The following is a 12388-nucleotide window of genomic DNA, read 5'->3' as shown; positions in this document are numbered from 1 at the left end:
CTCAATTGTTATCAATGTGCTATTAGTGTTAGCTATATTCGTTTTTTGGCCATTTAGGGTGTATGGCGACCCGTCAGAGAGCCGCATTATCATTGACTTTCTTCCAAACGAACGTTGTCAAACTTCACACTCATTGGTCCGGTAGGCTCGATAACAAAAATGTTTGCAATTGATGTCTCGTCAGCAAAGTTACCAGGCGCAAATCGGTTACCATTTGCCAACAGCTCAGCAATATTGATCCTAACTGTTGTCCATTCTCCTAGTGTTGGAATAGCCACTGAGGTATCACTGACTTTTGGCCATCCACTGTCAAACTTGATTAACAATTCAACGCCCGAATCCAGACTTGCCACGTTCACATCAAATACTAAGGCGCTTGATGCTCCCCAAGAGCTAACATCAAAGGGCACACTGGCATTAAAGTACACATTACCCACAGCACCAGTTTTCACCACTTCAAGTACGCTGCCACGCTCATCTTCTGCAACTTCACTGTAACTAATGGCGCTGTCTGGATTGTAGCTATCAAAAACCAGGTCAGTAGATAAGGCATCATCGTATAAAGTGGTAACAGTCGGCTCAGGTGGGTTTTCTAAACGGATGTTGTCGAACTTAGCAGATAAGGCACCTGTGGGCTCCAGAACAAAAATATTGGGAATGTTGGCACTGTCTGCCGCATTACCCGGCGCAAAACGATTTCCATTGGCTAATAGTTCAGCAATATTGATGCGTACTTCAACCCATTCGCCTGGTGCAGGTAGAGCGACAGAATAATCACTAACTGCGGGCCAACCACTATCAAGCTTAACCAATAACTCCACCCCTGAATCAACGCTAGTGAGATACATGTCAAAAACAATCTCTGCAGCATCACTCCAGTTGCTTAGGTCGTAGGCAGGTGAAGCGGTTAAATAAACATTACCGGTAGCACCTGTTTTTACTAACTCAAGTACATTTCCGCGCCCGTCCTCTTCGATCTGAGCGTAGGTAACAAAACTATCAGGGTTATAACTATCAAACACTAAATCTGATGCTGGCGCATCGCTGTAAAGGGTGATGATTTCAGTCCCAACAGGGTTTTCTAAACGTATATTATCAAACTTAACACTCATGGGGCCTGTTGGTTCAACAACAAAGATATTCGTTACGCTTTCTGGCTTAGCAAAGCTACCAGGTGCAAAGCGGTTTCCGCTGGCAAGTAGTTCCGCAATATTGATTCTGACTTCTGCCCACTCGCCTAATGCTGGCAGCACGACAGTGTAGTCACTGACGTTTGGCCAGCCACTATCAAGCTTAACTAACAACTCAGCTCCAGCTTCAAAACTCGCCACGTTAACGTCGAAAACCAATTCGGCATTTGGGCTATAACCTGTTAAATCAAAGGGTATAGCGGCAGTGAAATAGACATTTCCGGTTGCGCCCGTTTTGATCACTTCAAGCACATTACCTCGGCCCGCTTCTTCTACTTGAGAATAAGATATCGCGCTATCAGGGTTGTAACTATCAAAGCTCAAACCGGCACCTAAAGCATCATCATAAAGCATGGTTAATGGTGCTGGACCACCAGTACTTGGCGGAACAGGAATTGGCGCTTCACCAATAACAAGCGCCCCATCTGGATTTGCTTCACTTGCCTCAACTTTGTAGCCTTTACGAATGGTTTCACAACCTTTACCCGTATCTGGGTTAACGGAACATTCATAAACATGGACATAGTCAATTTCAAAGGTTTGACCATTGGCAAAGGCTGTTTCATCAATGCCAGTGTTATTCACATTTGAAGGCCAATCGCCACCAACAGCTAAATTAAGTAACATATGAAATTCTTGATCAAAGGGAGCAGCATCCCAATGTGTTTCAAGCTCACCGGTAGAAATGTCAAAATATTCCGCAAACCAACCCCGGTGGTTCAAGCCAACCGCTTCGCCCTTACCGTTATATTTGATTTCAGATGCCATTTGCGTTGCATATAAATAACCATCAACGTACCAACGAATTTCACCTTCTTGCCACTCTAAGGCATAGGTATGAAAATCGTCTGCAGGGTTTGCCATATCAGGCAAAGCATAAGCCTTTCCAGATGACTTATTTGCTGGCCATTCTTGACCGTAGTGCAGAGTACCGTGCACATATCCTTCAACATTACCGTCAGCATCTACGGTTTTTAAATTTACCGCTTCGATGATGTCGATTTCACCTGACTTAGGCCACCCGCCATAAACATAGTCGGTGGGTAACATCCAAAATGCAGGCCAAGAGCCTTGCCCTTCAGGTAATTTTGCACGCATTTCAAAGCGACCATATTTAAAATCCGCTTTGTATCGGGTATTTAGCCGTGCAGAGGTATAAGGCAGTGCTGCGCCCTCTTCTGCAGGTTTAGCTACTATTTTTAAGGTTCCGTCTGATACAAATGAGTTGTCAGCAGCGTCGGTGTAACATTGTTGTTCGTTGTTACCACCACCATTACAGTTGACTTCATGAGTCCACTTTTTGGTATCAATAGTAGCGCCGTCAAACTCGTCGCTCCACACCAGGACCCAATCACTAACGGGCTCAGTAGGATTGACTACATCAAATTGAGTATTTGATTCTGAGCCGCCCCCACAACTAAATAAACTTACAGCAGCCGCAACTACCGTCAGTCTTTGAATTTGTGTACTAATTGTGTTCATGCATTGAATTCCTAGTAGCAAAGTAAAACAAATGGAACCACACCCACATAATGTAAGCGCTTTCATCAAAATTAAATCAAAATCCTTAAAAGGTCAACATTTAATTAACATTAAACATTGCGCTTTATTACAAAATAAACACCTTCAATTTGTATGATATATATGCTGAATATGGCGATAATCACGGAAACTGCGTAACACTGCGCAGTAGCATGCGTATAAAAACAGTCTTTAATGGGTTTCAAACAATTCGGCGAACTGCAAAGGTAAACAATTTAGTTACAATTCGCGACCGTAAAAATGAAAGCACTTACAATTCATAAACTAAATTGATTTAATAAATAGAATAAACGGTAAGGTAAAAATGATAAACAAGGTATGTGTTGAAGACGTCAACACATTGGGGCATGCACAGAACGCTGTGCTTTCTGTGCATGCCTATTTTTACAATTCACATTTTAACAATGCAAGGTCTTTTGTTTGCGGCGTTAGCACGATGTCTGAAATAACAATGCTGGTATTTTCACTTGCTTGTAAGACGAACGGCGCGATAACTGACGCAAAATTTACACCTTTATTCGTAAAGCACTGTAGGTCAATTGTAATGGTTTGCCACTGGTCGTTATCTGCATCTATTAAGTCGACAAACGAGGTTTCGCCCTTACATTGCTCACCACACTCTATTGATAGCGAGATAGATTCAGGCAGGCCAGACAATAATTTGATATCAAATTGAATAGTTGAATGGCTGTCGCTTAGTGCACGAAAATCTTCAGGAAAGTTGCTCATTAATAAAAATTTAGCCTGACTGTTATCAAGCCAGGTGAGTTGCAATGAGTCTTCTTGAACCCGTCTATCTTGAGTACGAATAGCCAAACTAGCTGTACTTAAGGTACTGCTGTTCATTTGCATCACGTTACCGTCATCAAGGGTTGCAACGTACCAAGGAGCAATCGCACGCCTATCAAACAATGCGCGAGTTTGAGTGCCTGAAGCCTCCTCAGCAACAACCTCATTTAAGTCATTGGCTAGTTCAGCAGGGCTGGTATAACTCAGGCCATATCCTAATTTGAATAAGGGCTGATAATCCTCATCATAAAAATTTAGCGGGGATTGGCTTGGGGTCATGGGCCATGAAAAAGGCAAGCGCCCCGTGAAGTCATAGCTAGCGTCACCCGCTTCGTTTGCCATGATGACATCAGCCACCCCCTCGCCTTGGCTGCCAGGCAACCATGCTGCAACAAAAGCATCTGAAGCGTTGAGCTCAGGGTTGACCCACAGAGGACGACCACTTAAAAAGATGCTAACAGTGGGAATACCAGCTGCTTTATATTTTTTCAAAAGCGCTAAATCTCGCTTATTGCCACGCTGGTATTCAAGGTTATCGATATCACCATTACCTTCGGCATAAGGCTCTTCACCAAATACTACAATAGCAACATCAGGTTTATCGGTATATTCTCCGGTTTCCGAAAGCACAATGGTGCCGCCAGCGGCATCGACTTTTTCTTTTATACCTTGATAAATAGAATGACCACCGGGGAAGTCTTGGTTGTTATTACCTGTACCTTGCCATGTAATCGTCCAACCGCCGGACTGCTTGCCGATATTATCAGCGCCATCACCTGCGATTAAAATCGATTGCTGCGGCCTAATCGGGAGCAATTGCTTGTTATTTTTAAGCAATACTAAAGACTCTCTCACTGCCTGACGGGCCACTGCTCGATGGGCTTCGTTACCGATAACATTGTCTAAGTTTGCGAATTTTCTATCGGCTGGTGCAGGCTTAGTAAATAAACCTGCACGCACTTTAACGCGCAGGATACGGCTTACAGCGTCGTCCAGTCGCGACATCGAAATAACGCCGGTTTTTACTTGCTCTAAGGTATTTTCATATAGTGGCTTCCATGCTGGCGTCGCCACCATGTAGATATCAAGACCAGCATTCATTGCTTGTGGACAGCTCTCATTACTGCATCCCGGCACCTGTCCATGACCATTCCAGTCGCCCACCACAAAACCATCAAAACCCATTCTTTCTTTTAACACTTCAGTCAATAAGTAACGACTACCATGTACTTTTTCGCCATGCCAACTATTAAACGAGGCCATTACCGATTGAGCTCCTGCGCTTAAGCCCCCCACATAACCTTGTGCATGGCGCTCGAACAAATGTTGTTCGCTTGATACGTTGTCACCTTGGTCATCACCATTAACAGTACCGCCATCACCAACAAAATGTTTTACCGTAGAAATAACATTGTCGTCATTGAAATAGCCACTACGAGGATCACCCTGTAAACCTTCCACAAATGCATGAGAGTATTCTCGAATTATTGCGGGATCTTCTGAATAACTTTCGTAAGTTCGCCCCCAACGATCGTCCTGGACGGTGGCCACGGTAGGAGCAAAAATCCAATCAATACCTGTGGCCATCACTTCTTTAGCGGTAATTTTTGCAACTTGTTTCATTAAGTCTGGGTTATGGGCTGCTCCCAAACCAATATTGTGTGGAAACAACGTCGCGCCGATAACATTGTTGTGACCATGCACAGCATCGGTACCCCACATTGTGGGAATGGTAGAGCCGTCTTCACTGTCATCTATGGATGCTAAATACATTTTTTGTGCTAGGGCTATCCAATCTTGTGGCGTGGCATGTTTATCATTATTTGGAAAAGCACCTCCCCCATTCAGGTACGAGCCAAAACCATAACGGCGCATGTCTGCCACCGTGATATCTCGGATTTCCGGTTGAATAGTTTGTGCGACCTTTTGTTCGATCGTCATTGAACTCAATAAGTCAGCCACCTGGGCTTCAACAGTAGGATCCGACTTAATCTGAATATCTAACGCAGGCCAGAAATCTGGCACTTTCGTTGTTGTCGCTTTATTTTCTACTGTCGTATTGTTGTCTGGTGCTTGACTGCAGCCTCCAACAGCAACCAAAGAGAGTAGCAACGCAGTGTGTAAAGGGGTAAATTTCATTAAAGGGGCACTCCTGATGAGTTAACTTGAGCATCATTCTGGCGAGGATTTGAACCAAACAATGCAAAATACGCGATATATGCATAACAAAGTACGGGTAATAAAAATGAAAGTTGCAAGCCAATTTGGTCGGCCAATAAGCCCTGGACAACCGGTACAATGGCACCGCCTACAATCGCTAAACACAGTAATCCAGAGCCCTGACTGGTGTTAGCCCCTAAACCAAACAAACTCAGACTAAAAATGGTAGGAAACATGATCGAGTTGAATAGGCCAATCAACAGTATTGACCACATGGCCAATGGGCCTGAGCCTAAAATAGCGATCATTAACAAACAGACTGAAATCAAACAATTAACGCTCAGTAAAAGTTTGGGTGACACTTTCTGCATTAGCACCGCACCGATAAAACGTCCTACCATGGCGCCCCCCCAATAGTAGGCAATATAATTAGCAGCAACTGCTTGAGGCATATCTGCGATGTGCTTTTCGCCTAAGAAGTTAATCAATAAGCCACCGATTGACACTTCTGCGCCAACATAAGCAAATATCCCTAAGGCGCCTAACGTTAAATGTCGATGTTTAAATAAAGATTTCATGGATGAGATTTGCGTCGTATCAACTTGCTGAGGCTGAGTGCCTGACAACTTTACGTTCAAAAAATAAACCGCGAGCGCGACCAGCATTGATGCCAGCACAATATAAGGAACGATGACCTTTTGTGCTTCACTTTCGACATTTGATTGCACAGTGCTAAAAAGTAAATACCCGCCAATAATCGGCGCAATTGTGGTGCCTAAAGAATTGAAAGCCTGAGTCATGGTTAGACGGCTACTCGCCTTGCTCGCGCTGCCTAGTAGTGTCACTAATGGATTAGCCGCAACTTGTAACACCGTAATACCTGAGGCCAATACAAATAAGGCCCCTAGAAACATCCAATATATTTCTAATACCGCCGCAGGGATAAAAAGAAGGCAGCCCAATGCCGCCGTGAATAATCCAGAAGCAATGCCTTTTTGGTAACCAATCTTTTTAACAAGATTGCCTGCAGGAACTGAAATAATGAAATAAGCACCAAAAAAACAGAATTGAATCAAATTAGCTTGGGCATAATTTAAAACAAAGATGTCTTTTAAATGAGGGATCAAAATGTCATTGAGGGCGGTAATGAAACCCCACATAAAAAACAACGAAGTTAGCGAAACTAGCGCAAAGCCATGTTTCTGTTCAGGTGCAAGCTGAGCATGAGCATTGCCTACCTCAGCCATTGGTATTTGAGCCATTTTTAACCCTTAGTAACAATAATTGAACAAAAAAGCCTATCGCGAACCCATTTTATTTATCTTTATTAGGCTTTATACCATTGATAAATAAGAATAAATTGAGTGGATAGCGCTTCACTGTAACATTTCTAATTGACGCAACATTAACATCGATATAACATTTATGTAAGCGCTTACAATAATTGCAACAAATAAAAATGTCTAGTTTTTTATTGTTGTGAAGCTATGCAAGCCTTCCCGAAATATGTCGTATAAAAAGAGAACTACCATGCTAAAGCAACCTGCCCTTCTTACCCATTCTCTGCAACTACCCAGCGACTCGCGTTTGTTGTCGAGCGATTTTACTTTTGGCGTGGCCACTGCGGCGTTTCAAATTGAAGGTGGGGCAACTTCAAGATTAAAAAATATATGGGATACCTTTTGCGACAAACCCGGCACAATTAAAGACCACTCAAATGGCTTGACTGCCTGCGATCACTTCTCCTTGTGGGAACAAGATATCGATTTAATCGCTTCATTAGGCGTTGACGCTTACCGCTTTTCGATATCATGGCCACGGGTGATTGATAAACAGGGACAATTAGTCAAAGACGGGGTAGATTTTTACAACAATATACTGGATAAATTACAGGCCAAAAATATCAAAGCCTATGTCACTCTCTATCACTGGGATCTACCTCAACATATCGAAGACATGGGTGGATGGCTCAACCGTCAAACAGCGTATTTATTTCAAAATTATGTCGACTTAATCAGCAAGGCCTTTGGCGACAAAGTATTCTCTTATGCCACTCTCAATGAGCCGTTTTGCAGTGCCTATTTAGGTTACGAAATTGGTGTGCATGCGCCGGGCTTAATCGGCCCCGAGTATGGAAAAAAAGCAGCTCATCATTTACTTTTGGCTCACGGTTTGGCCATGCAAGTTCTACAAAAAAACTGTCCGACTGCCTTAAACGGTATTGTGTTGAATTTCAGTCCTTGTCATAGTCTCACCGAAAATCCCGCTGACCTAGCAGCCGCTAAATTGGCCGATCAACATTTTAATCAATGGTATATCAGACCTGTTTTAGAAGGGGCTTATCCCGATTTAATCAATCAGCTACCCCATGCCCATAGACCTGATATTGTTGAAGGCGATTTAGCGATTATCTCGGCGCCCTTAGACTATATTGGCGTTAACTATTACACCCGCGAAATCTATCAGGCAGAAACTCAACAAGGGTTTCAAAAAGTCATGGATAAACCGCTGCCCCTAACCGACATGGGTTGGGAAATATATCCGCAAGGTTTATCAGAACTTTTACTCGACTTGCACCGTACTTATAAGCTGCCTCCCATTTTAATCACTGAAAATGGTGCGGCCATGCCGGACAAAATTATCAACAACACCGTTAATGACCGACAACGTGTAGACTATTATCAAAGTCACTTATTGGCAGTAGATGACGCAATAAGACAGGGCGTTGATATAAGAGGGTATTTCGCCTGGAGTTTAATGGATAATTTTGAATGGGCAGAAGGTTATGCCAAACGTTTTGGTATTGTGTATGTTGATTACGCAACGATGAAACGAACAATTAAGGCCAGTGGTTTAGCGTATCGAAATTTATTAAACAGCAGACCTCATCGTGTAAGTCATTTAATAGGTTAATTTATCTATGCTACATACTCGAGAAAAAATTGCCTACGGACTTGGTGACACTGCCAGCAACATCGTTTTTCAGACGGTCATGTTGTTTTTGTCTTTTTTCTATACGGATATTTTTGGTATTTCGCCTGCAATAGTCGGCACTATGTTTTTAGCCGTAAGAATTTTGGATGCGGTCACCGACCCACTGATGGGCGCGATAACGGATCGCACTCAAAGTCGCCATGGTAAATTTCGTCCCTACCTACTCTGGCTCTGCGTTCCTTTTGCCGCGATCAGTGTACTCGCCTTCACCACACCTGATTTGTCGGTTCAGGGTAAAATTATTTATGCCTTTGTGACTTATAGCTTGTTGATGATTGCCTACACCTCAATCAACATTCCCTACTCTGCTTTGGGTGCGGTGATGACCAGCGACCCCGGTGAACGAGTATCTCTACAATCTTATCGCTTTGTTTGCGCCATGCTTGGTGGTTTACTCGTCACATCATTGACGTTGCCCCTGGTTGATTGGTTTGGAGCTGGAGACAAAGCCAAGGGCTACCAACTGACTATTGGCGCGATGAGTATCTTGGGCATTGGATTATTTTTATTATGCTTTTTTGGCACCAAAGAAAGAGTAATTGCACCGAGTGATGTTAAAACCACTCTCAAACAAGACTTTAAATCACTGCTGAAAAATGACCAATGGCGCGTGTTATGCGGGGCTGCTCTGTTTTTATTAATTGGCATGGTGCTGCGCTCAACACTGGCGATTTATTATGTGAAATACTACTTACAGCGCGAAGAGCTCATCACTGCGTTTATCACCTTAGGCATGATAGGCAATATAGTGGGCTGTTTATGTTCACCTTATATCGCCCGAAAAATCGGTAAAGTGAAAGCCTATATCGGATTGCAAGTTGTGGCTGCGATTATCAGTATGTTGAGCTATTTTATTGGCGCAGAGCAACTGTTCTTAGCATTTATTGCGTATTTTCTGTGGAGTTTCTTTATTCAAATGGCGACTCCACTTCTATGGGCAAAAATGGCGGACACGGTAGATTATGGACAGTGGCTAACGGGGATCAGAATAACCGGCATTGTATACTCATCAGTGGTATTTTTTATTAAACTTGGTCTTGCTCTTGGTGGTGCTTTTGCAGGTTGGTTATTAGCTTTTTATGGCTATGAAGCAGGAGCAGAGCAAAGTGATAGCGTGAAACAAGGCATCGTATTTTCATTTGCTATTTATCCTGGCATTGCCTCCTTGTTAGTTGCTTTTATAATGCGCTACTATCGGCTAACCGAAACAAAGGTCAGCAACATTCAAAAAGAGTTGAGTAAGGTGACCTAAGCACAACTTAATGCCTTTAAGGCAGCAGTGTTAATGGAATATTAGCTACACTATGGCAACAATTTATCAAGTCTCAGAACTCGCGGGTGTATCATTGGCAACCGTATCGAGAGTTATTAACAATAACTCTATTGTCAGTGAGAAAACCAAAAACAAAGTCTTATCAGCCATGAAAACGTTGGATTACCGTCCCAATACTATGGCGCAATCCCTTGCATCAAACCGCTCAAATAGTGTTGGAATTTTAGTTTCAGAATTACACGGTTCATTTTACGGCACCATGATGAGTGACATTGAACTTGCCCTACGTGAATTTGGCAAACATGCGGTTATCACCGCCGGCCACAGTGATGAAAAAAGCGAAAAAGAAGGGGTTGAGTTTCTAATTAGCCGCAGCTGCGATGCACTTATTTTGCATGTAGAAGCGGTGTCTGATGACTATCTAATTGACCTTAAAAAACGCAATATCCCTTTTGTTACAGTAAACCGCTACATCCCAGAAATAGCCTCAAATTGTATTTGCCTAGATAACGAACTAGGTGGTTACATCGCTACCCATTTTTTACTCCAACAAGGCCATCGTGATATTGCCTACATCGCAGGGCCTTTATGGAAAATAGATGCCAATGATCGTTATAAGGGGCATTTACGTGCCTTAGCTGAATTTGATGTACAGCCTCATCCAAGGCTTATGTTTGAAGGTAACTTTCAAGAAGAAGGAGGGCAAAAAGGCGTTCAATACTTACTAGAAACAGGCTTATATTTTAGTGCCATTGCTTGTGCAAATGATGAGATGGCCGCTGGAGCCATGAGTGCCTTACGTGAAAAAGGCCGTCATATTCCTGACGATATATCGGTTATGGGCTTCGACAATCTTATTTTCAGTCGTTACACCTACCCTAAACTTTCAACCATTAATTATCCTATCTCAGCAATCGGTAAAACCGCTGCCAGCTGGGTACTGAACAATCTATATGTTGATCGTAAAGAAGATGTCCAACACTTATTCACACCCGAATTAGTCGTTAGAGACTCTGTCAAAAAAGTAAATTAATATATTTTGATCGCTTCATTGTTCCGTTCTAAAATAAATTGACGGTGTTAAGCCCGCGTTTTTCGCTGGCTTCTGATTATATGCGCTTCACTAAGTGATTTCATATCTAAACTCAGGTGCGGCCTCATCTGGTTATAGGTGCTCATCGATTCCCTGACCACTATTTGTAGCTCAACAAGTGTATTGCACTGATAGAGTAAGAGCGCTTGATCTAGTACCCCGTTTATTCTTTTGGCTAATGTCTCGATAGTAGCCCCGTAATCGGTTTCGATGAACAAGCGATGTATCAAGCCAAAAAACGCGGAAGAAAGAAGATAGTGATGAGCCCATCAACAAAAACAATTTCGTTCGTGCTAGAGGCACAATGTCGTCCTAACTTAGCACTTTGTTTCTACAAAACATTTGATAACAGGAGTAAAACAAACCAATAAACATGTATCAGTCACTTTTAAACAGGCATAAAAAAGCCCTGTAATAACAGGGCTTAAATATATGGTTGCGGGAGCAGGATTTGAACCTACGACCTTCGGGTTATGAGCCCGACGAGCTACCAGACTGCTCCATCCCGCGCCTGAATTTTCACTTTGAAAGTTGCTTTTCAAATAAGCCCCTTTCGAAGGAGGGCGTATTATACATAGGCATTAGCTGGGCGCAAGGCCTGAATCATATAAAATCTCTTAATAACGTTTGTTTGATTATTAAATAACCATAACGTATTAATAACGCACAACTTTATCCGTTTTTAATAAAACAATTCCATTTTAGACGCTAATTTAAAATCTAATTCACTGATCCCGTCCACGTCATGGGTGGTCAATTTAACCTCTACTTTGTTATAAACATTAAACCATTCAGGATGATGATTTAGTTTTTCTGCACAAATGGCAATTTGTGACATCCAACCGAAAGCGCGGATAAAACTTTTGAACTTAAACGTTTTAACAAGTTTGTCCTCAGCAATTTGCCATTGTTGAGAGTCTTCTAAATTTGCGTTCAATTCTTTTAAAGCATGATCGATTTGTTCAGCTGTGTATTTTTGCATACGCGTTTTTCTCCAAATGCAATGTCTGTGAAGGGTTCAGATTTGAGCCCAGCGAAGCGTAAGAGTTCAACTATGCTAGGTCATAAAGCCTTGAGTATGCTGGATTTGTAACTCGCACAACAGCGTCAAAGTAATAACGTTTCACAAGTAAGGTGTAGAGATTTAACTACAGGGATGCTATGGCGGATTCATCTTAAAGGCTTTAAGTTTATTGATTATACGAGCGAGTTATTTGTAGCGTATCGCTTTAAGCAAGACTATTTTGTGGCTAGTTGGGCAGCGAAAACGAATCATTCTTAGCCACCTACAAATTAAAATCCCCAGATTGGCTACACCATGTGGCGGCACAACCTTTCTGGGGATTT

General features: G+C 42.6%; 7 protein-coding genes and 1 tRNA gene. 3 read left to right on the top strand and 5 right to left on the bottom strand.

Annotated features, from left to right (window positions below):
- Nucleotides 1-89: 89 nt before the first annotated feature.
- The 3 genes from ACEN2L_RS09270 to ACEN2L_RS09260 all read right to left on the bottom strand — a co-directional run bounded on the left by ACEN2L_RS09270 (nt 90) and on the right by ACEN2L_RS09260 (nt 6943).
- Nucleotides 90-2672, bottom strand: a complete 2583-nt coding sequence (locus ACEN2L_RS09270) for a family 16 glycosylhydrolase (RefSeq protein WP_441743388.1) — start codon at nt 2670-2672, stop codon at nt 90-92.
- 444 nt (nt 2673-3116) lie between these two features.
- Entirely contained in the window at nt 3117-5660 is a 2544-nt protein-coding gene (locus ACEN2L_RS09265) for a glycoside hydrolase family 3 protein (protein ID WP_441743387.1), read from the bottom strand.
- The gene (locus tag ACEN2L_RS09260) at nt 5660-6943 is read right to left on the bottom strand and encodes a sugar MFS transporter (RefSeq protein ID WP_441743386.1); all 1284 of its coding nucleotides are present in this window, start codon (nt 6941-6943) and stop codon (nt 5660-5662) included. The genes ACEN2L_RS09265 and ACEN2L_RS09260 overlap by 1 nt, the downstream gene beginning before the upstream one ends.
- A gap of 268 nt (nt 6944-7211) precedes the next feature.
- Here ACEN2L_RS09260 and ACEN2L_RS09255 point away from each other — a divergent pair, with 268 nt between their 5' ends.
- Genes ACEN2L_RS09255 through ACEN2L_RS09245 form a run of 3 tightly spaced genes read left to right on the top strand, consistent with a single transcriptional unit; the run spans nt 7212 to nt 10981 of the window.
- Nucleotides 7212-8594, top strand: coding sequence for a GH1 family beta-glucosidase (locus ACEN2L_RS09255; RefSeq protein WP_441743385.1), 1383 nt, complete (start codon nt 7212-7214; stop codon nt 8592-8594).
- A 7-nt stretch (nt 8595-8601) separates the two neighbouring features.
- The gene (locus tag ACEN2L_RS09250) at nt 8602-9927 is read left to right on the top strand and encodes a glycoside-pentoside-hexuronide (GPH):cation symporter (RefSeq protein ID WP_441743384.1); all 1326 of its coding nucleotides are present in this window, start codon (nt 8602-8604) and stop codon (nt 9925-9927) included.
- Between the two features lie 52 nt (nt 9928-9979).
- Nucleotides 9980-10981: a LacI family DNA-binding transcriptional regulator gene (locus ACEN2L_RS09245; protein WP_441743383.1), complete on the top strand. Its 1002-nt coding sequence runs from the start codon at nt 9980-9982 to the stop codon at nt 10979-10981.
- Nucleotides 10982-11474: 493 nt separating this feature from the next.
- Here the strand turns inward: ACEN2L_RS09245 and ACEN2L_RS09240 are convergent.
- Nucleotides 11475-11551: transfer RNA gene (locus ACEN2L_RS09240), tRNA-Met, on the bottom strand.
- Between the two features lie 172 nt (nt 11552-11723).
- On the bottom strand, nt 11724-12023 hold the full coding sequence (locus ACEN2L_RS09235; RefSeq protein WP_306022767.1) for a 4a-hydroxytetrahydrobiopterin dehydratase: 300 nt from the start codon (nt 12021-12023) through the stop codon (nt 11724-11726).
- Between the last annotated feature and the right edge of the window lie 365 nt (nt 12024-12388).

This window comes from Flavobacterium sp. W21_SRS_FM6 (assembly GCF_052119645.1).
Taxonomy (GTDB): Bacteria; Pseudomonadota; Gammaproteobacteria; order Enterobacterales; family Alteromonadaceae; genus Paraglaciecola.
This window is presented reverse-complemented; position numbering and strand designations above follow the sequence as displayed.

What these genes read in the sequence shown, in the direction of transcription:
- ACEN2L_RS09270 (WP_441743388.1), bottom strand. Translation starts at nt 2,672, where the DNA reads ATGAACACAATTAGTACACAAATTCAAAGACTGACGGTAGTTGCGGCT.
- ACEN2L_RS09265 (WP_441743387.1), bottom strand. Translation starts at nt 5,660, where the DNA reads ATGAAATTTACCCCTTTACACACTGCGTTGCTACTCTCTTTGGTTGCT.
- ACEN2L_RS09260 (WP_441743386.1), bottom strand. Translation starts at nt 6,943, where the DNA reads ATGGCTCAAATACCAATGGCTGAGGTAGGCAATGCTCATGCTCAGCTT.
- ACEN2L_RS09255 (WP_441743385.1), top strand. Translation starts at nt 7,212, where the DNA reads ATGCTAAAGCAACCTGCCCTTCTTACCCATTCTCTGCAACTACCCAGC.
- ACEN2L_RS09250 (WP_441743384.1), top strand. Translation starts at nt 8,602, where the DNA reads ATGCTACATACTCGAGAAAAAATTGCCTACGGACTTGGTGACACTGCC.
- ACEN2L_RS09245 (WP_441743383.1), top strand. Translation starts at nt 9,980, where the DNA reads ATGGCAACAATTTATCAAGTCTCAGAACTCGCGGGTGTATCATTGGCA.
- ACEN2L_RS09235 (WP_306022767.1), bottom strand. Translation starts at nt 12,023, where the DNA reads ATGCAAAAATACACAGCTGAACAAATCGATCATGCTTTAAAAGAATTG.